Source organism: Streptomyces nymphaeiformis, assembly GCF_014203895.1.
In the GTDB taxonomy this organism is placed as follows: Bacteria; Actinomycetota; Actinomycetes; order Streptomycetales; family Streptomycetaceae; genus Streptomyces; species Streptomyces nymphaeiformis.
The window spans coordinates 102,587-124,618 of sequence record NZ_JACHJY010000008.1 but is presented as its reverse complement, the minus strand read 5'-3'; the positions used below and the strand labels follow the sequence as shown (position 1 = coordinate 124,618).

At 72.0% G+C, this 22,032-nt stretch carries 18 protein-coding genes and 1 pseudogene; 4 read left to right on the top strand and 15 right to left on the bottom strand.

Annotated features, from left to right (window positions below; all coding sequences use genetic code 11):
- The first annotated feature begins 3 nt into the window (after nucleotides 1–3).
- Nucleotides 4–6,975 carry a ricin-type beta-trefoil lectin domain protein gene (locus GGE06_RS26605; protein WP_184932003.1) on the top strand — a complete coding sequence of 2,324 codons (6,972 nt, stop codon included), beginning with the start codon at nucleotides 4–6 and terminating at the stop codon, nucleotides 6,973–6,975.
- Between the two features lie 152 nt (nucleotides 6,976–7,127).
- Here the strand turns inward: GGE06_RS26605 and GGE06_RS26600 are convergent, their stop codons facing one another.
- The 5 genes and pseudogenes from GGE06_RS26600 to GGE06_RS42810 form a co-directional block, all read right to left on the bottom strand.
- Entirely contained in the window at nucleotides 7,128–7,544 is a 417-nt protein-coding gene (locus tag GGE06_RS26600; RefSeq protein WP_116158095.1) for a DoxX family protein, read from the bottom strand.
- A gap of 95 nt (nucleotides 7,545–7,639) precedes the next feature.
- Complete coding sequence (locus tag GGE06_RS26595; RefSeq protein ID WP_312883310.1) at nucleotides 7,640–8,104, bottom strand: YdeI/OmpD-associated family protein; 465 nt, start codon at nucleotides 8,102–8,104, stop codon at nucleotides 7,640–7,642.
- Nucleotides 8,105–8,198: 94 nt separating this feature from the next.
- Nucleotides 8,199–8,612 carry a VOC family protein gene (locus GGE06_RS26590; protein WP_116158096.1) on the bottom strand — a complete coding sequence of 138 codons (414 nt, stop codon included), beginning with the start codon at nucleotides 8,610–8,612 and terminating at the stop codon, nucleotides 8,199–8,201.
- A 103-nt stretch (nucleotides 8,613–8,715) separates the two neighbouring features.
- Nucleotides 8,716–9,360: a VOC family protein gene (locus GGE06_RS26585; RefSeq protein WP_116165238.1), complete on the bottom strand. Its 645-nt coding sequence runs from the start codon at nucleotides 9,358–9,360 to the stop codon at nucleotides 8,716–8,718.
- Nucleotides 9,360–9,613: pseudogene (locus GGE06_RS42810) on the bottom strand (helix-turn-helix transcriptional regulator); the annotation flags it as partial. The gene GGE06_RS26585 and the pseudogene GGE06_RS42810, both read right to left, overlap by 1 nt.
- A gap of 545 nt (nucleotides 9,614–10,158) precedes the next feature.
- Here GGE06_RS42810 and GGE06_RS26580 point away from each other — a divergent pair.
- On the top strand, nucleotides 10,159–11,058 hold the full coding sequence (locus GGE06_RS26580; RefSeq protein ID WP_116158097.1) for a GNAT family N-acetyltransferase: 900 nt from the start codon (nucleotides 10,159–10,161) through the stop codon (nucleotides 11,056–11,058).
- Nucleotides 11,059–11,301: 243 nt separating this feature from the next.
- On the opposite strand, the gene GGE06_RS26575 is transcribed toward GGE06_RS26580, so the two are convergent.
- From GGE06_RS26575 to GGE06_RS26565, 3 genes are all read right to left on the bottom strand, one after another.
- Nucleotides 11,302–12,468, bottom strand: coding sequence for an MFS transporter (locus tag GGE06_RS26575; protein ID WP_184932141.1), 1,167 nt, complete (start codon nucleotides 12,466–12,468; stop codon nucleotides 11,302–11,304).
- Nucleotides 12,469–12,550: 82 nt separating this feature from the next.
- A complete protein-coding gene (locus GGE06_RS26570) occupies nucleotides 12,551–13,387 on the bottom strand; it encodes an undecaprenyl-diphosphate phosphatase (RefSeq protein WP_116158098.1) in 837 nt (278 codons plus the stop codon).
- 50 nt (nucleotides 13,388–13,437) lie between these two features.
- Entirely contained in the window at nucleotides 13,438–14,073 is a 636-nt protein-coding gene (locus GGE06_RS26565) for a DedA family protein (protein WP_312883308.1), read from the bottom strand.
- A 139-nt stretch (nucleotides 14,074–14,212) separates the two neighbouring features.
- On the opposite strand from GGE06_RS26565, the gene GGE06_RS26560 reads away from it, so the two are divergent.
- The gene (locus GGE06_RS26560; protein WP_116158100.1) at nucleotides 14,213–14,617 is read left to right on the top strand and encodes a BlaI/MecI/CopY family transcriptional regulator; all 405 of its coding nucleotides are present in this window, start codon (nucleotides 14,213–14,215) and stop codon (nucleotides 14,615–14,617) included.
- 14 nt (nucleotides 14,618–14,631) lie between these two features.
- On the top strand, nucleotides 14,632–15,558 hold the full coding sequence (locus GGE06_RS26555; protein ID WP_116158101.1) for a M56 family metallopeptidase: 927 nt from the start codon (nucleotides 14,632–14,634) through the stop codon (nucleotides 15,556–15,558).
- Here the strand turns inward: GGE06_RS26555 and GGE06_RS26550 are convergent.
- The 7 genes from GGE06_RS26550 to GGE06_RS26520 all read right to left on the bottom strand — a co-directional run bounded on the left by GGE06_RS26550 (nucleotide 15,532) and on the right by GGE06_RS26520 (nucleotide 21,954).
- Nucleotides 15,532–16,398, bottom strand: coding sequence for a YhjD/YihY/BrkB family envelope integrity protein (locus tag GGE06_RS26550; RefSeq protein ID WP_116158102.1), 867 nt, complete (start codon nucleotides 16,396–16,398; stop codon nucleotides 15,532–15,534). The genes GGE06_RS26555 and GGE06_RS26550 overlap by 27 nt on opposite strands.
- A 97-nt stretch (nucleotides 16,399–16,495) precedes the next feature.
- Nucleotides 16,496–17,074 carry a hypothetical protein gene (locus tag GGE06_RS26545; protein ID WP_181924456.1) on the bottom strand — a complete coding sequence of 193 codons (579 nt, stop codon included), beginning with the start codon at nucleotides 17,072–17,074 and terminating at the stop codon, nucleotides 16,496–16,498.
- Nucleotides 17,071–18,246, bottom strand: a complete 1,176-nt coding sequence (locus tag GGE06_RS26540; protein WP_116158103.1) for an ROK family glucokinase — start codon at nucleotides 18,244–18,246, stop codon at nucleotides 17,071–17,073. The genes GGE06_RS26545 and GGE06_RS26540 overlap by 4 nt, the downstream gene beginning before the upstream one ends.
- A 37-nt stretch (nucleotides 18,247–18,283) precedes the next feature.
- Nucleotides 18,284–19,078 carry an ATP-binding cassette domain-containing protein gene (locus tag GGE06_RS26535; protein WP_116158104.1) on the bottom strand — a complete coding sequence of 265 codons (795 nt, stop codon included), beginning with the start codon at nucleotides 19,076–19,078 and terminating at the stop codon, nucleotides 18,284–18,286.
- Complete coding sequence (locus GGE06_RS26530) at nucleotides 19,075–20,130, bottom strand: ABC transporter permease (RefSeq protein WP_184932002.1); 1,056 nt, start codon at nucleotides 20,128–20,130, stop codon at nucleotides 19,075–19,077. The genes GGE06_RS26535 and GGE06_RS26530 overlap by 4 nt, the downstream gene beginning before the upstream one ends.
- The gene (locus GGE06_RS26525; protein WP_181924457.1) at nucleotides 20,127–21,146 is read right to left on the bottom strand and encodes a sugar ABC transporter substrate-binding protein; all 1,020 of its coding nucleotides are present in this window, start codon (nucleotides 21,144–21,146) and stop codon (nucleotides 20,127–20,129) included. Before GGE06_RS26525 ends, GGE06_RS26530 begins: the two co-directional genes overlap by 4 nt.
- Nucleotides 21,147–21,234: 88 nt before the next feature.
- A complete protein-coding gene (locus GGE06_RS26520; RefSeq protein WP_116165241.1) occupies nucleotides 21,235–21,954 on the bottom strand; it encodes a GntR family transcriptional regulator in 720 nt (239 codons plus the stop codon).
- Nucleotides 21,955–22,032 lie beyond the last annotated feature (78 nt).

Sequence of the window (22,032 nt, the reverse complement as noted above, 5' to 3'; positions counted from 1 at the left end):
ATCGTGGCCCTGACGGCGTCCCTTCTGGCAGCGCCGGCGGCCCAGGCCGCACCGGCGAAGCCGGACTTCGACAGAATCTGGCAGCCGCCGAAGACGCCGCTGCCGCACACCGCCTCGATATCCGGGACCACGGCGAAGAAGCGCCGCCCGGTGGCCCCGCCGCACACGGTGCCGAAGCGGGCCACGGCGGCTCCCGCCGCTCCGGCCGTCACCGCGCTGAGCGGCACCGCGCTGCCCACGACGGCCCCGGCCCGCGCCGGCCGGCTCCCCGTGTGGGTCGGCCCCGCCACGAAGGCGCCCAAGGCCCCGCTGCCCGCGGTGACCGTCGTACGCAACGACGGCAAGGCGGCCCGCGCCGCCGGCGTGCACGGCCTGCTGTTCTCGGTCGCCACGGTCGGCCAGGGCGCGTCCGGCACCGTGCCCGCCGCGGTCGGTCTCGACCTGGCGGCCCTCCAGCAGGCCACCGGCGGGCAGTTCGCCGCCCGCGGCCGCCTGGTGACGCTGCCGGCCTGTGCCGTGACCACCCCCGAGGTGGCCTCGTGCCGGGTCCGCACCCCACTGGCCGCCCACTACGACAAGGCCACCGGACGGCTGACGGCCGACCTCGCCGTGCCGGCCGTGGCACCCGCACCCGCCCGGGTCACCGGCGGGACGGCCACGTCGCCGCTGCTCAGGTCGACGAGCGCCCCGAGCAGTGCCCCGATGCTGCTGGCCGCCGAGACCGGCAACTCGGGTGGTGGCGGCGACTACAAGGCGTCCGGCCTGAACCCCTCCTCGGCCTGGTCGGCGGGCGGCTCCTCGGGCGCGCTGGGCTACAGCTACCCGTTCGTACTGCCGCCGGCCCTCGCCGGCCAGGCGCCGTCGCTCGCGCTGGGCTACGACTCCTCCTCCGTGGACGGCCGCACCTCCGCCACCAACGCCCAGGCGTCCTGGATCGGCGACGGCTGGGACCTCAACCCCGGTTTCATCGAGCGCACCTACAAGCCCTGCGACAAGGCGGGCATCACCGGCTCCGGTGACCAGTGCTGGGGCGGCTTCAACGCGAGCCTCTCGCTCGGCGGCCACTCCGGTCCGCTCGTCCGCGTCGCCACCGGCGCGGCCGGCACGGACGCGGCGACCGGTGTGTGGCGGCTGAAGAACGACGACGGCACGAAGATCGAGTTCGGTTCCGGCGCCGCCAACGGCGTCCAGGACGGGGCCTACGCCAAGGTCACCGACTCCGCCGGCACCGTCTACTACTTCGGTGTCAACCACCTGCCCGGCGGCGACAAGAGCGATGCGGCGACGAACTCCGTCTCCGGCGTGCCGGTGTACTCCCCCAAGTCCGGCGACCCGTGCTACGACTCGGCCAAGGGCAACGGCTCCTGGTGCACGATGTGGCAGCGCCTCCAGCTGGACCACGTCGTCGACGCCCACGGCAACCTGACGACGTACACCTGGGCCCCCGAGACCAACTACTACTCGCGCGGCGGCGGCCAGAACCCGGGCGCCGGCACGCTCACCGCGTACACCCGCGCCAACACCCTGGCCTCGATCGCGTACGGCCAGCGCCTGTCCGACCAGGTCGCGGCCAAGGGCGGCCTCCAGCCCGCCGTCCGGGTGACGCTCGGCACCGCCGAGCGCTGCCTCGACACGGCCGTCTGCGACCCCTCGCAGCGCACCGAGGCGAACAAGAACAACTGGCCCGACGTCCCGGTCGACCAGGAGTGCAAGAGCTCCGGCACCTGCAACAACCTCTCGCCGACCTTCTTCACCACCCGCCGGCTGGCCTCCGTGCTGACCCAGGTCCGGGTGAACAACGCGTGGCAGGACGTCGACTCCTACGTCCTGAAGCACTCGTTCCCCGACCCGAAGGACGCCACCAGCCAGAAGGCCCTGTGGCTCGACTCGGTCCAGCGCACCGGCAAGGCCGGAAGCCCGGAGATCACGCTGCCCGCGGTGACCTTCGTCCCCGTCATGCTCGCGAACCGGGTCGACGGCACCGACCTCGTGCCCGCCCCGCCGCTGATGGACCGGCCGCGCATCCAGCAGATCAAGAACGAGACCGGCGGCGTCCTCAACGTCGACTACAACCTGCCGGCCTGCTCGCGCCTCAACCATGTGATGCCGCCCGCCGAGGACGACAACACCATGGCCTGCTACCCGGTCCGCTGGCTGCCGCCCGGCTCGGTCGTCGGCGCGGATCCCGTCCTCGACTGGTTCAACCACTACACCGTCGCCTCGCTCACCGAGAACGACACCACGACCGACGCCCCGCAGAAGATCACCAGCTACGCCTACGGCGCGGCCGGCTGGCACCGGGACGACAACGAGTTCACCGAGGCCAAGTCCCGCACCTGGGGCGAGTTCCGCGGCTTCGCCAGCGTGACCACCACCAGCGGCAGCGGCAACGACGGCCCCAAGTCGCAGACCCGCACCACCTACCGGCAGGGCATGAACGGTGACGTCCGCAAGGACGGCTCCACCCGCAGCGTCCAGCTCACCGACGCCCTCGGCCGGTCCGTCACCGACCAGGACTGGCTCAGCGGCCGGACGCTGCAGACCGAGACGTACGACCAGGCGGGCGGCAGCGTCGTCAGCCGCAGCGTCAACGGCGCCTCGGGCGAGGTGACGACCGCGACCCACGCGCGCGGCTCCGGCCTGCCGGACCTCGTCGCCCGGTACGACGCCACCACGACGACCGTCACGGACGAGAGCAAGAAGGCCGACGGCACCTGGCGGTCCACGGTCTCCACCACGACGACCGACCCGGCGCACAACAACCGGGCCGTCACCACCCTGGAGCAGGCCGAGGGCCTGCCGGACCTCTGCTCGCGCCTCGGCTACGCCGCCGGGCCCGACGCCCAGGTCACCGGCCTGGTCTCGGAGACGCTCGTCGTCTCCGGCACGAACGCCTGCACCGCCGGTGCGACGGCCGCCAACACCGTCGCCCGCACCCGCACCTCCTACGACAACCTGCCGAACGGACAGGCCGCCGCCACCGGCGACCCGACGACGGCGGAGGTACTGGAGCGCTACGAGGCGGACGGCAGGCCCTTCTTCGTGCCGACCGCGATCACGACCTACGACGCCTACGGCCGGACCGCCTCGCTCAAGGACCCGAACAGCAAGGACAACCAGCACCCGGACGGGGCCGTGACCACGACCTCGTACACGCCGGCGGCGGCCGGTGAGCTGCCGTCCACGCTGACGGTCGCCGCCCCCGTGCCCGGCTCGACGGGCACCTGGGACAGCGTCACCACGATGGACGTCCGGCGCAATCTGCCCCTGACCGTCAAGGACCAGAACCTCAAGACGACCACGGAGACGTACGACGCGCTCGGCCGCCTCACCGGCGTCTGGCTGCCCGGCCGCACCCCCGCCGCCAACCCGAACGCCAACATGACGTTCGGGTACGGGGTCTCCAACCAGAGCGGCGTCCCGTCGACGACGACCACCAACAAGCTGACGAAGGACGGCGACACGCCGGTCTACGTCAAGAGCGTCGACATCCTCGACGGCTTCGCCCGGCCCCGGCAGACGCAGACGTCACCGGCGAACCCCAAGTACACCGGCCGACTGGTCTCCGACACGCTGCTCGACTCCCAGGGCCGCACCCGCACGGTCAACGCGCCCTGGTACAACGACGTGTCGGGCCCGACCGGCACCCTGCTGCCCTCGGCGGAGAGCACGATCCCGTCGCAGACCCGCACCACCTACGACGGCCTGGGCCGCGCGGTGGTCACCGCCTCCTGGTCGCTGGGCGTGGAGCAGTCCCGCACGACGACCGACTACAAGGGCGCCGACCGGACCGACGTGGTGCCCCCGAAGGGCTCCGCGCCGACCACGACCCTCACCGACGGCCGCGGCCGCACCTCGGAGCTGTGGCAGTACACCACTCCCATCGCGACGGGCCTCCCGGCCGACGCCACCGTCACCCGCTACACCTACACGGCGGACGGCAACCCGCTCACCCGTAAGGACGCGGCGGGCAACACCTGGTCGTACGGCTACGACCAGCGTGGCCGCCAGATCACCTCGACCGACCCCGACACCGGCACGAACACGCAGACGTGGGACACCGCCGGACGGCTCGGCAGCACCACCGACGGCAAGGGCCAGACGGTCAGCTTCACCTACGACCTGATCGGCCGGAAGGCCGGCATGTTCGACGGCACCGCCACGACCACCGACAAGCAGCTCGCGGCGTGGACCTTCGACACCGCGACGGCCGGAAAGAACAAGCCCGCCTCGTCGACGCGCTACGTCGGAGGCACCGGCGGCCAGGCGTACACCACCACGATCAAGGGGTACGACGACGGCTACCGCGTCACCGGATCCACGGTGAGCATCCCCGGCACGGACGCCGGGCAGGCCTCGGGCACGACGTTCACGTACACGACCAGCACGGTGTACGACAAGATCACCGGCAGCCCCAAGGAGACGGTGCTCCCGGCGCTCGGCGGCGTCCCGATGGACGACATCGTGTACTCGTACAACGACTACGGTCAGATGTTCAAGTACGCGGGCGCGACCACGTACGACACGCAGACGGAGTACGACGCCTTCGGACGTCCGGTCCGCTCGACCGTCAACCCGTGGGCCACGCAGGTGGTCTCCACCACCGACTACGACCAGGCCACCGGCCGGGTCAGGCAGCAGTTCGTCGACAAGCAGACGTCCACCACGGGCGCCGTCCAGCAGACCGGCTACACCTACAACGACTCCGGCCAGGTCACCTCGATCACCGGCATCGCCGACAACACCCCGTCCCAGACCGACCGGCAGTGCTTCACCTACGACGCGCTCGGCCGACTCGCCACCGCCTGGACCGACAACGGCGGCCTGACCGCCCCGGAGAGCGGACAGACCCAGGACCAGGGCGGCTGCGCCACCACGACGCCGACCGCCGCGAACATCGGCGGCCCGACACCGTACTGGCAGGACTACGGCTACGACCTGACCGGCAACCGCACCCGACAGGTCAGCCACGACCCGGCCGGTGACACCACCAAGGACGTGACGACCACCCAGACGTTCAACGCCCCGGGCACCGTCAACGCCCCCACCACCGCGCCCACCACGGGCGGCGGCACAGGCGGTCCGCACGCCCTGCTCACGTCGACCGCCAAGACGGCGACGACCACCAACAACGACAACTTCCAGTACGACGCGGTCGGCAACACCACGTCCTTCCGTGCCGGCAAGGCCGGCACCAGCAGCCTGAGCTGGAACAGCGAGGGCAAGCTCGCCTCGCTGACCACCGCCACCCAGATCAAGGGCATCGGCGGCAAGTGCATGGACATGCAGGGCGGCAGCACCACCAGCGGCAACCCGGTGCAGATCTACACCTGCAACACCGGCGCGGGCCAGCGGTTCGCCACCGCCGGCGACCGGCTCTCCACCGGCAACAAGTGCCTGCAGGCCATGGGCACCGCGGCCGGCTCGCCGGTCCAGATCCAGCCCTGTGACGGCACCGCCGCCCAGACCTGGACCGCGCGCACCGACACCACCTTCTACAACCCCGCCTCCGGCCGCTGCCTCGCCGTCCCCGGCGACGTCACCACCGACGGCACCGACCTCGTCCTCGGCGACTGCGCCACCACGGTGCCCGCCGGACAGAAGTGGACCGTCCCCGACACGAAGACGACCTACGTCTACGACGCGGACGGCAACCAGCTGCTCCGCCGCAACCCCGGCAAGACCACGATCAACCTCGGCACCGACGAGCTGACCGTGGACACCGCCTCCCCCAACAAGACGCAGACCGGCACCCGTTACTACCCGGTCCCCGGCGGCATGACCATCGTCCGCACGGGCGCGGGCACGGCCACCGGAGCGTTCGTCGTCCAGATCGCCGACCACCACGGCACCAACGGCCTCAGCATCGACCTGTCGACGCTGACCGCCACCCGCCGCCCCAGCGATCCCTTCGGCAACGCGCGCGGCACCCAGCCGTCGACGTGGGCCGGCGACAAGGGCTTCGTGGGCGGCACCAAGGACACCACGACGGGCCTGACCAACCTGGGCGCCCGCCCGTACCAGCCCACCACGGGCCGCTTCATCACCACCGACCCGTTGTTCAACAGCGCCGACCCGCAGAGCTGGAACAGCTACGCGTACGCGGACAACAACCCGGTCACGAACACGGACCCGGACGGCCGGATGTGTCTGCACGGCTCGCCGGGCGGCGGCCGGGACGGGATCTGCGCCGGCGCGTCCATGTTCGACACGGACGGTGTCATCGGCGACGGTTCCAACAACTGCAACCAGGACTACTGCGCCGGGCACGCCCAGGCGATGGAGGAGGCCTGGGACGCCGCCGGACGGTGGAACCGGAACTCCCGCGGTGAGGGTTCGGGCCCCAACCACATGTCGCAGGCCAAGAAGGACTGGAACGCGGCCCACAAGGCGAGGCGCGTGGCCAAGGAGAAGGCCCTCTCGCGTCCGCTGGGCCCGGCGCGCTGGAAGATCGCCGAGGACTACATGTACGAGGAGATCATGCGGAACCTGCGGTCGGCGGACGTCGACAACATGTCCGACCTCAACTCGGTCTGGTACATCCCGACGGCCAGCACCAGCGCCATGATCGAGTGGGGGACCATCGTGAAGGCGGGGGGCCCGTGGGACCACAAGGGGAAGCTCAAGAACCTGATGAGCCTGTCGACGTCGTCGGACTACTTCTTCACGGTCCCCGGCGGCGAGGACGAGGCGTACTACGACATCTGGTCGAACGTGCACTACGGGTTCGTGGGCACGGCAGCGGGCTTCGACGAGAAGCTCTTGCAGGACGGTGCCAGCGGGAAGATCCCCGGCACCGGCTTCCTCACCGGCAAGAACGACGTCGGTGACGTCGCCAGCGTCCACATGGGCGTCGAGATGTACCGGAAGTACGGCACGAACATGACCCAGGAGCAGTTCCACCAGGGCATGTTGGACACCGTCACCGCGATGAAGTCGGCCAAGGCCTGGCAGATCCAGTCGGCCACGGGCTGATCCGGCACCTCCCCAGCACCACCCGGGCGGCGGGTGCCCTCACTTCGGTGGGGGCACCCGCCGTCCGGCGTCAAGGTCTGGCCGAGTCACCGGTCCGCGGAGTCCTCGCTCGGACACCGGGACGCGAGTGGCCCGCGGGGAGGCAGGGCGGTTCAGATCCGCCGTTCCCCGACGCCGGGTGCTTCGTCGAGCCGACCGGGAGCCCGCAGGAGGTCTCGCCAGTCGGCGGGCCAGTCGGCCAGCGCGAGGATGCCCATGATGACGAGGTGGGTCGGCGCGGCCCAGCTCTCCATCACCGGGTCGTGGTTGACGATGTGGGTGGTGGCCGCGCCGGTGAGCACGAACATCAACGTCGTGGCACCCAGGAAGCGTGTTCGCCTCTGGGGGATCACCAGCAGGACGGCGGCCACACCTTCCAGGGCGCCGACCACGAAGCGCATCCAGGGCGGGTATCCCCACTCGGCGAACTTCGCGGAGTACGCCGAGCTGAACATCGTGTCGCCTGGCCAGTACTTGGTCACGGCGCCCAGCGCGAACTCGAAGGCCAGGAACCAGTACAGAGCGGTCATGAGGCGTTTCGACACAGTCGTCCCTTCGGGGGAGTCGGGCAGGGCGATGCCTCCGCACGGCGATTGCATCGCCGCCGGACACTTGCTTTCGGGGGTCAGCCCCGCAGGGTGGCGACGGCCTTCTCGATGCGCCGTTGGCGCGTCTCGGGCTTCTTCGCGCTCTCGACGGCGCGCACGTGCTCGCGCTTGTGGCTGTACGCAAGGCTGTCGTAGGCGGCGCGGGCGGCCGGGTCGTCGTCCAGAGCCCGGGCGAAGTCCGCAGGCTCGACGACGACGCGCGGCTCGGTGTCGAGCTCCAGTTCGACCTCGACCTCGTCGCCGATCGCCACACCCGCGGCCCGACGGTTGGCGTTGCTGAGGCCGAGCAAGTGGCGGCCGCACAGGAGGGCGACCCGGCTCTTCCAGGAATGCCCGTTGACTGTGATCGTCACCGGCGGCCGCGCGCCCCCGCCGAGCGCCTCGACCACCTCGGGCGGAACCGCCAATCCCCGCATGGGCTCAGGTGGCTCGACGTAGGCCCGAAACTTCATGATCTTCTCCCGTTCGTCCTGCCGGTTCACCGCGGATCCCGCCCGCCCGGCTCCGATCGCCGCTCCCGCTTCCGCTTCCGCTTCCGCTTCCCGCACCCGGACGGCTGCGAGACGAGGATCGCGGTTACTCCGCGTAGGGCTGGTCGGTTCCCTGGGCGCTGTGGCCGAGACTCCAGATGTAGCCGTCCGGGTCGGCGAAGGTGCCGCCGTACCCGCCCCACGGCAGGGCGCCGGCGGGCGTGAGGATCGTGGCGCCGGCCTTCTCGGCCTCCGTCATGATCTCGTCGACCCGCGTCTCGCTGCGGACGACGTAGGTCAGAACCAGTCCGCTGAAGCCGCTGCCTTCCTGGTCCGTGCCCACCTGGGCGGCCAGACCTTCGCGGCTGTAGAAGCCGACGGGCGAGGCGCCGTCCGATTCGAAGAACACCGAGACGCCGAAGTCGCTCCGGATCTTCCAGCCGAGTCCCTCGGTGTAGAACCGCTTGGCCCGGTCCATGTCCCGGACGCCGAGAAGGATCGAGCTGACGTGTGCCTTCATGTCTTACTCCTTATGCAACGGTGGTGATGTGGTGCATGGGGGGGTCATGTGCCCGGCCGGGCGTCGGGGCAGGGCCCGGACGCCGCCCCGGCGCGGGGGTGAACTACGCTGCGGCTTCCCAGGCGAAGCCGTCCGGGTCGGTGAAGGTGTCGGTGGTGCTGCCGAGGACGATGCGGTGCGAGCCGGTGCCGTCGGCGGGGACGCCGAGGTCCTTGGCCAGCGCGCGGCGCTTGTACAGCGCCAGCTTGACGGGGCTGGAGGTGCCGGCGGCGAACTCGGTGTACTTGCCGCCGACGCTCTTGGCCACGGTCAGGCCCCGGCCGACATAGAGCTGCTTGGTGGCCTTCACGTCCTCGACACCGAGCAGCAGGACGACCTCGTCGATCTCGCGGGTGGCGGGGCCGGTGTCCTTCTTCGCCGAGGTCGCGATCTTCCAGATCGTCCCGTCCGGGGCCTGGACGACGCCGCTGTAGCCCCACAGCGACTTCGCGGCGGGCTTCAGCACCGTGGCGCCGGCGTCCACGGCGGCGCCGACGAAGCCGTCGACGGTGGCCGGACCGGACACCGTCAGCGCCAGGGTGAAGCCGCGGAATCCCGTCGAGTGCGCCTCGGACGCCCGCAGGCGTACGTACGCGTCCACACCGAAGGCGGTGTGGAAGCGGTGGGCGGCCTCGGGGTCGGCCACCTCGAGGGTGACGGACGCGAGGGACGTGTGGGCTGCGGTGGAAGCGGTGGTTGCCATGACCATCACGCTAGGGGTCGGGGGGCGGCCGGGGCTTCTCGATTCCTGACCGGTCGCGCGACCTGCTTCGCGACGCACGCCGGCATCCCTTCCACCTTGATCACCGAGCCCGACTCGTCCGCCGCACCCGCACCCGCGGCATCGCCGTCGCCCGCTCGATGCGACGCGTCATCAGGTACGCGTACGGCGACTCACCGCAGGCGGCCCGGAACCGGCGACTCAGATGCCCGGCGGACATGTGCGCATCGGCGGCCGTGGCGCACATCTCGGCGACACCCCTACTGCTGCCCGCCCGCCCTGGGCTCGGCGGGCGCGTTCCTCCGCGTCCTTCACGAAGAGGGCCTGCCGTCCGGGGTGGTAGGTGCTGACCGCCTCCAGCAGCTGGTTCAGGACCTCGACGCCGGCCTGGAGCTCGGCCGCCTTCGGTGAGCGGTTGATGTACCAGGGGTAGGCGTTCCAAGGAGTGACGTCTCGCGGCGCGATCCCCCCGCCATGCTTCCTCCGACACCGGCCGGCACCATCGCGGGGACCCTCCCGGCCCGAGAATCCCAGCAGTAAGGCCTCGCAGGCCGGTGGAAGCGCTTTACATCGTCCCCCGGAACTCCCCTCTTCCAAGGGCCGCAGAAATCCGCGGACGGACCCGCGGAAGATCACGTACCGTGTGGCTCCACGCCCTGAGACGAACGGAAGGAGGCGAGTGCCGTGCGGTTCACACCTTTCCAGCGCTCCCTCTTCCGCTGTCCCGGCGTGGTTCGCGAGTTCTGACCGGGAGCGCTCCAAGCAGCCTGTATCCCGGAGGAATCCATGACCGATCTGGTCATCCGTGCGCTCTCCGCGAGCGACGCTCATCTCTTCGACGCACTCCCCGACCCACTGGGCGCCCGTGAAAGCCATCGGCGTACCCAGTTCCGCCCCGACTGGAAGCGCATCGTCCTGCGCGACGGCGAGGTCGTCGCACGCGGCGCGTGGTGGGGCGGCCCCGACGACTCGGAGCCCGTCAACATCAACTGGTTCGACGTGGCCGAGGACGAGGAGGAGGCCGGAGCCGAACTCCTGCGCTCCGCTCCCTGGCAGGTCGAACTCGAGATCAACCTGCCCGGCGGCTGGCGGGACAAGCCCGACCTACGGGCCGGCGCCGAGACGCGCTTCGCCGCCGCACGAGCCGCCGGGTACGAACTCCTGGCGAAACGCTTCCTGTACCGCTGGGCCCCGGAGCGAGGTCTGCCCGAGCGGCCCGGACGCCTGCGCTTCAGCGCCGAACCCGACGACACCGTGTTCTTCGACGCGTTGCGCCGCATCCACTCCGTCACCCTGGACGCCCACGCGCTCAGGGCCATCGAGGAGGGTGGCATCGACCGGGCCGCCCAGGAGGAACTCGACTTCTTCCACTGGTGCCCCTCCCCACGGGAGTGGTGGCAGATCGCGCACACGCCCGAGGGCGACCTGGCCGGCATCCACATCCCGGCCCACAACCCCTCCGGCCCGACCGTCGGCTTCATCGGAGTCGTCCCGGAACAGCGCGGTCACGGCTACGCCTACGACCTCCTCGCGGAGTGCACCCACCTCCTCGTCGAGCAGGGCGCGGAGTTCATCAGCGGAGCGACGGACCAGGGCAACTTCCCCATGGCCGCGAACTTCGTCAAGGCCGGCTTCCCCGTCATCAGGGAACGCGTCAACTTCCACCCGGCGGGCCAAGCGGCCTAGCGAGGAGTAGCACCCGGTGCGAGCGGTCCGGTCCGAGGGCAGGTCCGGACCGCTTGTCAGTGCCCGGTGGCAGGCTGGCTGACAGCCGACCTGGCCGTATGCGACTCACAGGGACCGGCAGGACGTTCCTGGACGGTTCTTACGGCCTGGGGAAGGTCGTACCGAGGGACGGTCCCAGGACGAGGACCGGAGCGTCTTCCGGGCCGTCCACGCGGTATTGCAGGGTGTTCGTCGTAGTCTCGCTCACTCGCCAGAGCCTCTCATTTCCCGCTCCCGGGCGCGGAGCCGGGTCGGACCCGACGCCGCCAGGACGGCTCCCGCGCCGATGAGCAGGGCCAGGGCGGCGTATCCGTACGCGAGGGTCGCGGCGGTGGCGACGGCGGCGACCAGGAGGGGGCCTCCGGCGTCGCCGAGCTCGCGGCCGAGTTCGGCGGCGCCCATGGTCTGGCCGAGGCGCTCCTCGGGGGTGCGGGTGGCGAGGGCGGCGAAGCCGAGGGGGGTGATCAGGCCCGTGCCGACGCCGATGAGGGCGGCGGCGAGGAGGACTCCGGTGAGCCCGGGGAGCAGGGCGCAGGCGAGCCCGGCCGAGGTGAGGACGAGACCGGCGGTGAGGCCGGCGCGGGTGGTCAGCCGGCCGTCGTCGAGGGCCCGGCCGGCCGAGGGCTGGACGAACGCGGCGGTCGCGGCGAGGACGGAGACGGCGGCGCCGGTGGCCACGGTGCCGAGTCCGGCGGCGGCGCCGGAGACGGGCAGGAAGCCGACGCCGACGGAGAGCCCGGCGGTCGCGGCCGCGAGGGCCGCGGTCGGGCCGAGGAACACGGGGTCGGCCAGGCGCCGGGCGAGGTCGAGGAGGGTCTGGCGCCGCTTGGGCAGCGGGGGTACGGCGGGGACGGCGAGCGCGGCCCAGGCGCCGACCGCGACACCCAGTACGGCGAGCACGGCGAACAGCAGGCGCAGGCCGCCGGCCCAGACGAGAACGCCGCCGAGGAGGGGCCCGAGGGTGTAGCCGATGGACTTGTGGAAGCCGTAGCTGCCGAAGGCGCGGCCGCGCTTGGCGGTCGGGTTGAGGCGGGCGACGAGCGCGGAGGCGGAGGGCGAGAAGGCGGAGGCGGCCGCGCCCTGTCCGAGCCGGGCGGCCCAGAGCCAGGCCGGACTGTCGGCGAGGGCGTACAGCGCGGACGCGGCGGCGAAGGCGAACAGGCCGGCGACGAGGACGGGTTTGGCCCCGACGCGGTCGGCGAGGCTGCCGAAGACCGGCTTGAGGACCACCTCGGCGCCGTCGTAGAGGGCGAGGAGTCCGCCGAGGACGAGCAGGGAGGTGACGGCGTCGTCGGAGAGGGCGCCGAGGTTGGCGGCGATGCCGTGCGCTCCGAAGGCGGTGGTGAACCCCGCCGCGTACAAGGGCCGCATGGGGGCGGCGGGCGGCGTCTGCCGCGTGGGGGTGGCGGGGTTCATCACGGGCCTCCGGGAGCCCATTCTCACATCGGGTGCGTCAGGCGGCGATGACTCCGGTGCCGAGCAGGCCCAGCAGCAGCACGCCGACGATCACGCGGTAGACGACGAAGGCGTTGAAGGAGTGCCGGGCGACGTACTTGAGCAGCCAGGCGATGGAGGCGTACGCGACGACGAAGGAGACGGCGGTGCCGACGACGAGCGGGGCGATGGCGGCGCCGCTGCCGGCGGCGTCCTTGAGCTCGTACAGGCCGGCGCCGGTGAGGGCGGGGATGCCGAGGAAGAAGGACAGCCGGGTGGCGGCGACCCGGTCGAGGTCGAGCATCAGGGCGGTGGACATGGTCGCGCCGGAGCGGGAGAAGCCGGGGAAGAGCAGCGCGAGGATCTGCGAGCAGCCGACGAGCATGGCGTCCTTGAAGCCGGTGTCGTCCTCGCCTCGCTTGTGGCGGCCCATCTGGTCGGCCGCCCACATGACGCCGCTGCCGGCGATCAGCGAACCGGCGACCACCCACAGGGAGGCGAGCGGTCCGTCGATGAGGGGCTTGGCGGCGAGGCCGACCACCACGATCGGGATCGTGGCGAAGATGACCCACCAGGCGAACTGGTAGTCGTGGTGGTACCGCTCCTCCTTGTCCACCAGACCGCGGCCCCACGCGGTGACGATGCGGACGATGTCCTTGAAGAAGTAGACGAGGACGGCGGCGATCGCGCCGACCTGGATGACGGCGGAGAAGCCGACCACGGAGGGGTCGTCGACGGGGATGCCCATCAGGCCCTCGGTGATCTTGAGGTGGCCGGTGGAGGAGATGGGCAGGAATTCGGTGATGCCCTCGACGATGCCGAGGACGGTGGCCTGACCGAGGCTGATGACGCTCATCGGGGTCCTGTCTGGGTGGGAGGGGCAGGGGTACGGGAAGGGGCCGGGTGTCAGTGGCCGGCGCCGCCGGACGACCGGCGGGCCCGCAGGACCTCGAAGGCGAGCGGGAGCAGGGAGACCGCGACGATCGCCGCGATCAGGGGGAGCAGGTAGCGGTCGACGTCGGGGATGCTCGAACCCAGCGCGTATCCGCCGAGGACGAGGCCCGCGGTCCACACCAGGCCGCCGACGACCTGCCAGAGGGCGAAGGTGCGGGCGGGCATGCCGACCATGCCCGCCAGGGGGTTGAGCACGGTGCGGACCACGGGGAGGAAGCGGGCCAGGACGACGGCCTTGCCGTGGCCGTACCGCGCGAGGAGCTTCTCGGCCCGGGCGGCGCCCTCGCGCAGGTGGCGGCTGCGGGTGCGCTCCAGGAGGGCGCGGCCGGCCCGGGCGCCGATGAGGTAGCCGGTCTGGGCGCCGAGGAGGGCTCCGGCCGCGGCGGCGAGCAGCACGCCGGGCAGGGAGAGGTGGACGCCGCCGGTGCCGGTGGTGCACAGCAGGCCGGCGGTGAAGAGCAGGGAGTCGCCGGGCAGGAAGAAGCCGATCAGGAGGCCGGTCTCGGCGTACAGGACGAGGAACACGCCGAGCGCGCCGAACGCGGTCAGCAGGGAGGTGGCATCCAGCGGGTTCAGGGCCTGGGGCACCTGGGTTCCTTTCCGCCGTGCGCGACCGGGGTCCGGCTGTCCCTGGGCAGGGGCGCATGGCACACTCGTGGAACAGCATTTACGCGTGCGTAGAACTTCTACGCGACTGTAGAAGACAGCCGGGAGAACGACAAACCCCATGGACGGCAACACGCGCGACCAGACCTCCAGACAGCCCAACGGCGCCCGCGAGACCCAGATCCTCGCTCTGCTCCAGCACGCCGGGGGCGCACTCACGCCCGGCGAGGTGGTCGAGCGCCTCCAGGCCGAGCTCACGTACAGCACCGTCGTGACGATCCTGACCCGGATGCACGGCAAGGGAATGCTCCACCGCTCCCCCCGCGGCCGGGCCTACGCCTACGCACCCGTCACCGACGACGCCGGCTTCGCCGCCCGCCGCATGCGCTCCGTACTCGACGACCGGCCCGACCGCGAGGCCGTCCTCGCCCGCTTCGCCGACGAACTCTCCGACGCGGACGCCGACCTGCTGCGCCAGATGCTCGGGGACACCGACGACGGCGGCACGGACGGCACCGACCGGTAAGGGAACCCGCCGCCATGCGCCTCGCCGTCTACCTGCCGCTCCTGCTGCCGCTGCTCACCCCGCTCGGCGTCCGTCTCCTCGCCGAGCGGTGCGAACCGCGCCTGGGCACCTGGCTGCTCAGCCTCTGCGCGCTGGTGCTCGGTGCCGCGAGCACGCTCAGCCTCGGCCTGCTCGCCCTCGCCGGCCTGGTCCGCGTCCCCTGGCTGGCCGCCCTCGGCCACTGGGCGCCGCCGGCCCCCCGCGACGACCCCGCCGCCGTGCCCGTCTCCCTCGCCGCGGGGCTGCTGCTCGGCGGCGCCACCCTGATGGCTGTACGGTTCCTCCTCCGGCGCGCGCGTACGCTCGCCGCCGCCGCGCTCGACGCGGCCTGCATGCCCGCCCACGACGGCCTGGTCGTCGTCGACGACGAGGCCCCCGACGCCTTCGCCCTGCCCGGGCTGCCCGGCCGCGTCGTCGTCTCCACCGGCATGCTGCACACCCTGGAACCCGCCGAGCACCGCATCCTCCTGGCCCACGAGCGGGCCCACCTGACCTCCCACCACTACGCCTTCGTGGCCGCCGCCCAGCTCGGCGCGGCCGCCAACCCGCTCCTGCGCCCGCTGGCCCGCGCCGTCACGTACACCATCGAGCGCTGGGCCGACGAGAGCGCCGCGGCCTCCACCGGCGACCGGCGCCAGGTGGCCAGGGCCGTCGGCAAGGCCGCGCTCGCCGCCCGCCACGCCGACCGGACCCCGCGCGGCGCGCTCGGCTTCCTCGGCCGGGGCGGCAAGGGCACCCCGGGCCCCGTGCCGCGCCGCGTCGCCGCGCTCCTCGCACCGCCCCGGGGCCCCCGCCCCCTGCTCACCGCGGTCACCCTCGCCGTGCCCGCCGCCGCGCTGCTCGCGGCGGGCGAGGCCGCCCTCGACCTCCACCGGCTACTGGAGAGCCTCGGCATCCGCTGACGCCTCCTCGCCCCGGTCCGTCCCCAGGTAGCGGTCGAGCGGCGGCTCCTGGGCCAGGACGGCGCCGCTGGTGAGGGCGAAGGTGATCGCGGCGCACACCACGATCAGCCAGGACAGCATCGTCAGGACCAGGCCCAGCGAGCCGTACTCGCCGAGGGCGCGGTTGAGGGCTGCCGGCATGTAGAGCCGTGCCGTGATGCCGAGGACGGTCGTGGCGACGCCGCCCAGGACGGCGCCGGGCAGGAGCGGCAGCCAGGAGACGCGCTTCGCGAGCAGGAGGTGCTGGGTCCACAGCCACACCCCCGTGCTGACCAGGAAGTACAGCGGCAGTCCCAGCCAGCCGCCGGCCCCGAAGCCGTCGCGGAGGGGGGCCTGGAGGAGCACCACGACGACCAGCGCGAGCAGCCACACCATCCACCGCCAGGCCGCGATCCGGGTCCCGGCCTTGGGCAGCCCCCAGGCCCGCTCGCACACCCGGGCCATGGCGCGGCTGAAGCTCGTCGCCGACACCAGCGCCACGAGCGCTCCCACGACGCCGGTCGTCTCCCGCACTCCGTCGGCGGTGGCCTGGTCGAGGGCCTTCTGGAGATCCTGGTCGGCCGGACCGGTCAGCCCGAACATGACGCGGAGCGACTCGCGCAGCTGGTCCCGCACGGCGAGCGGGGCGAAGGCCGCGAGGGCGAAGAGCAGGGGCACCGCGGCCAGGAAGGCCTGGGCGGCGAGCCGGGTGCCGGCGTCCAGGAGGTTCCCGCTCACCAGCCGGCCGGTGAGTTCCGTGAGCACGGGGAAGCGGCTCTCCGCCCCCGTCCGGATGCTGCGCAACCGGGTCGCCCACGACATCCCGCCTCCCGACCCCTGCCCGGCCCGTGCCGCCATTGGACGCGAGCCCGCGCGCCCGCGCGAGCCGGGCCGGTCCTTCCGGGGGAGTCCCGGGGCGTCAGGGGCTCGTGGTCGACACCGCGTACACGCGGGGGAAGGCCGGCTCGGTGAGGTCGACCGTGACGTCCAGGCGCGGGCGGGGCTCCTCGCGGGTGACGACGCCGCCCGCCCAGGTCATGCCGTCGGCGAAGGTCCAGCCGGCGATGTCCGCGTCGCGCTCGCCGACGGTGACCCGGCCCGGGGTCAGCGCCGAGCGGGAGGTCCCGGCCTCGGCGAGGAAGGCGTCGAGGCCGCCGGCGGTCGTCGAGAACTGCACGTACAGCCGGCTGGTCTTCCAGTTGCTGGTCTCGTAGTAGGCGACGTCCCAGGCCCCGGGAGGGATCGGGACCTCGAAGACCCGGCGCTTCATCAGCGAGGGCCAGTTGTCCTGGAGACCGGCCGGCGAGGACTCGCGCTCCTTGTCGCGGCCGCTGGCACGGCTCTGCTCCGCGGAGACGACGAGGTAGCCGGCCGGGATGCCGACGAGCAGCACGATGATGACGGCCGTCAGCCAGCGGCGGCGGATCATGTGCCCGCGGTCCTCGGGCAGCTTCTCCTTCGGGGCGCGGGGCGGGGCGGACTGGAGGGGCAGGGTCATGAAGAGGGGTCCTCGGGGGTGCGTGCGGCCCGGCCCGAGGTCCCGTTGCGCAGGGCCTGGGCGTAGCGCTCGTACCGTTCGTACCGCTCGACGCGGCGCCGGTTGGCGCGGCGGAAGCGGCGGGCGACGAGCCTGGCGAGGTCGGCGGCGCCGACCATGCCGGCCTCGGGGCCGAGCTGGGCGCGGGTGATGCGGGCCTCGGGACGGTAGCCGCGGCCGGTGAGGTGGCGGCGGAAGGCGTCCCTCGCGGGGCCGATGAGCAGGTCGTCGGCGGCGGAGACGCCTCCGCCGATGACGAAGCAGGAGGGGTCGAGGGCGGCGGCGAGGTTGGCGATGCCGACGCCGAGCCACTGCCCGATGTCCTGGAGCAGCTCGACGCACATGGCGTCGCCCTCGCGGGCGAGCTCGGTGATGAGGGGGCCGGTGATGTCGGAGACGTTCCCCTTGACCCGCTCGATGATCTCGTACGCGACCGGGGAGTCGGCGGCCGCCAGCTCGCGGGCCTCGCGGACCAGCGCGTTCCCGGAGCTGTACTGCTCCCAGCAGCCGCGGTTGCCGCAGGGGCAGCGGTGGCCGCCGGGGACGACCTGCATGTGGCCGAACTCTCCGGCGACCCCGTACTTGCCCCGCTTGACCTGGCCGTCCTCCAGGATGGCGCCGCCGATGCCGGTGCCGAGGGTGATCATGACGAGGTGGTCCTCGCCGCGTCCGGCACCGAAGCGCCACTCGGCCCAGGCGGCGGTGTTGGCGTCGTTGTCGACCATGACGGGGACGGCGAGGCGGCCCTGGAGGGCGTCGCGGAGGGGTTCGTTGCGCCAGGCGAGGTGCGGGGCGAAGAGGACCCGGGCGCGGTCGGCGTCGACCCAGCCGGCCGCGCCGATGCCGACGGCGTGCACGTCGTGCCGGTCGGAGAGGTCCAGGACCAGTTCGACGATGGTGTCCTCGACGACCTTGGGGCTCTTGGACTTGTCCGGCGTCTCCGTGCGGAGCTTCTCCAGGATGTTGCCGTCGGCGTCGACGACGCCGGCCATCACCTTCGTACCGCCGATGTCGATGCCGACGGTCGGCACCCGGGGCGCCGTCAGGTGGGAGCGCCGCTCCCGGGTCCCGACGGTGCGCAGCACGGTCCCGCGGGCGGCTCCCCGGTGGGTGAGGTCACGGTAGGTACTCATCGGCTCCGATTCTGCCAGGTGCGGTGTGAAGGGGCCGTTACGTGGCGGGCGGCCGCTCCAGCTCGTGGCGCAGGTCCTCCAGCTCGCTGCCGCCCGCCATCTGCCGGGTCAACTCGTCGAGCGTGACGGAGTCCTTGGTGTGGCTCGCCGCCATCGCGCCCCGCTTGAGAAGGACGAAACGGTCGCCGACGAGGTAGGCGTGGTGCGGGTTGTGCGTGATGAGGACCACGCCGAGGCCCTGGTCACGGGCGGCCGCCACGTACTTCAGGACGACCCCGGACTGCTTGACGCCGAGCGCGGCGGTCGGCTCGTCGAGGACGAGGACCCGGGCGCCGAAGTGGACGGCGCGGGCGATGGCCACGCACTGGCGCTCGCCGCCGGAGAGGGTGCCGATCGGCTGGTCGACGTCCCGGAGGTCGATGCCCATGCGGAGCAGTGCCTCGCGGGTGGTCGTCCGCATCTGCTCGACGTCGAGGCGCTTGAAGGGGCCCTTGCCCTTCGTGGGCTCGGAGCCGAGGAAGAAGTTCCGCCAGACCGGCATGAGCGGGACGACGGCGAGGTCCTGGTAGACGGTGGCGATGCCCCGGTCGAGGGCGTCGCGCGGGTTGGCGAGGGCGACCTCCTCGCCCTCGATGCGGAAGGTGCCGGCGTCGTGCCGGTGGAGGCCCGCGACGATCTTGATGAGGGTGGACTTGCCGGCGCCGTTGTCGCCGAGGACGCAGGAGATCTCGCCCGCGCGGACCTCCAGGGAGACCCCTTCGAGGGCGCGGATGTTGCCGTAGTACTTGCTGACGTCGGTCAGTTCGACGAGCGGGGTCGGCTCCGTGGTCATTTGGTCGCCTCCACGCGCTTGCGGATCCAGGCGTTCAGCAGGGTCGCCAGGAGGAGCATCGCCCCCAGGAAGAACTTGAACCAGTCGGGGTTCCACTCGGCGTACACGATGCCCTTGCTGGTCATGCCGAAGATCAGGGCGCCGACCGCCGAGCCGATGGCCGAGCCGTATCCGCCGGTGATCAGGCAGCCGCCGATGACGGCCGCGATGATGTAGATCAGCTCGTTGCCGACGCCTTCGCCCGACTGGACGACGTCGAAGGAGAAGAGCAGGTGCTGGCCGGAGATCCAGGCGCAGAAGGCCACGCCCATGTAGAGGCCGATCTTCGTGCGGTAGACGGGGACGCCGACCGCGCGGGCGGCGTCGGCGCCGCCGCCGACGGCGAAGATCCAGTTGCCGAAGCGGGTCCGGAGCAGGATCCAGGTGGCGAGCGCCACGAGGCCGAGCCACCACAGGATGGTGACCTTGAACTCGACGCCGCCGATCGTCCACTCGGAGGCGAAGAGCTTCCTGGCGGAGGGGAAGCCCTCCATGTCGGAGATGCTCTTGGTGGAGACGGTGCCGCTGATCAGCTTGGTGAGGCCCAGGTTCAGGCCGGTCAGCATGAGGAAGGTGCCGAGCGTGATGATGAAGCTGGGCAGCTTGGTGCGGGTCAGCATGAAGCCGTTGAAGACGCCGATCGCCAGGGTGACGAGCAGCGAGACGCCGACGCCGACCCAGACGTTCGCCGTCATCTGGTAGCTGAACATCGACGAGACGAGCGCGGAGCTGGTGACCAGGACACCGGCGGACAGGTCGAACTCGCCGCCGATCATCAGAAGGGCGACCGGGACGGCCATGATGCCGATGGTGGAGGCCGCGTAGAGGACGGTGCCGAGGCTGGAGGGCTTGAGGAAGCTGTCGGCGACCACCGCGAAGAAGACGAAGACGGCGATCGCGCCGACGACCGAGCCGAGCTCGGGGCGGGCGAGCAGCTTCTTCAGGGGGGTGGTGCGGATCAACCGTTCGTCGACGTGGTCGACACCGTCCGACGGCGGGGCGGTGGAGCTCATCGGGTGCCCCGATCCGCGTACTGCTTCAGCGCGGCGGCCTGGTCCTTGGTGATGATCTGCGGGCCGGTCAGGACGGGCTTGCCGCCGCCGAGGACGTCGGCGTTGTAGCGGTAGAGCCAGAGCAGGTCGACGGCCTCGTAGCCCTGGAGGTAGGGCTGCTGGTCGACGGCGAAGCCGAGGGTGCCGGCCTCCAGGGCGGTCGCGACCTTGGCGTTGAGGTCGAAGGTGTCGACCTCGGCCTTGCTGCCGGCGCTCTTCGCGGCCTGGACGGCGGTGTCGGCGAAGGGGGCGCCGAGGGTGACGACGGCGTCGACGTCCTTGTCGGACTGGAGCTTGGCCTCGATGGAGGCCTTGACGTCGGGCATGTTGGTGCCGTCGACGTACAGGTTCACGAGCTCGCCGTCGAAGGTCTTCTTCACGCCCGCGCAGCGCTGCTCGTGGCCGACGTTGCCCTGCTCGTGCAGGACGCAGAGGGCCTTCTTCCTGCCCCTCTTGTCGAGCTCCTCGCCGACGGCCTCGCCGGCGACGGTCTCGTCCTGGCCGATGTGGGTGAGCGCGCCGTACGCCTTGGACTGCTCGGCGCCCGAGTTCACGGTGATCACCGGGATGCCGGCCTTGACGGCCTTCTCGACGGCGGCCTTCATGGCGTCCGGCTTGGCGAGGGTGACGATCAGCCCGTCGACGCCCTTGGCGACGTACGAGTCGATCAGCTGCGCCTGCTGCTGCGCCTCGTCGTTGTGCGCGTAGAGGAAGTTGATGTTGTCCTTGACGGCGGCCTGCTTGGCGCCCTTCTGGACGATGTCCCAGAAGGTGTCGCCGTCGCCCGAGTGGGTCACCATGGCGAAGGTCCACCGGGGGGTGTCGACGGCCGCCCGGCCCTGGGCCTCGGCCGCCTTGCGGGCGTCCTCCGCCCGCTTTCCGCCGGTGCTGCTGCACCCGGCGAGCGCCGCGGTGAGTGCGAGGGCGAGCACGGCGCCGACTGCGGCGCGTACCCCTCCTGTCCGAAGCCTGGTCACGAGGCCGTGCCCTCCTTTGTGTCCTTCTGCGTGCATTGCAGTATCGGTCATGCGGATCCTGGCCCTGGTCAGGGGCCCCCTCGAGTGGCTACGGACGGGCCATGAGACGGAACTCGAAGGAGTAGCGGGTGGCCCGGTAGAGGTGGGAGCCGTACTCGACGGCCCGTCCCGTGTCGTCGAAGGTGACGCGCTCCATGGTGAGCAGCGGCGCGCCCTCCGGCTCGTCGAGGAGCGCGGCCTCGTCGGGGGTCGCGGCGCGGGCGCCGACGGCCTGGCGGGCGCTGTGCAGGGTGAGGGCGGCGGAGCGGAGCACGCGGTAGAGGCCGGTGGTCTCCAGGCGTCCGGTGTCGGGGTCGAGGAGCCCGGCGGGCAGGTGGTTGCAGAGGTACGCCATGGGCTCGCCGTGCGCGGTGCGGAGCCGCTCCAGGTAGTGGACCTCCGTGCCCTCGGGTACGCCGAGGGCGGCCGCGACCGGTCCCGCGGCGGGTTCGAGGCGGTTGACCAGGACGCGGGTGGCGGGGCGCTGGCCGGCGGCGGCGAGGTCGTCGTAGAGGCTGCTGAGCTCCATCGGGCGGCGGACCCTGCCGGGCAGGACCTGGGTGCCGACGCCCCGGCGGCGGACGAGGAGGCCCTTGTCGACGAGGGTCTGGATGGCCTGGCGGACGGTGGGCCGGGAGAGGCCCAGGCGGGTGGCGAGGTCGATCTCGTTGCCGAGGAGGGTGCCCGGGGACAGCGTCCCGTTCTCCACGGCGCTCTCCAGCTGCTGGGCGAGCTGGAAGTAGAGCGGAACCGGACTCGTGCGGTCCACGGAGAGCGGGGGCAGGGGGGAGCCGGACTGCTTGGGCACGCAGGGAGCGTAGCCCGGGGCGCCGGGGACAGGAAGGCG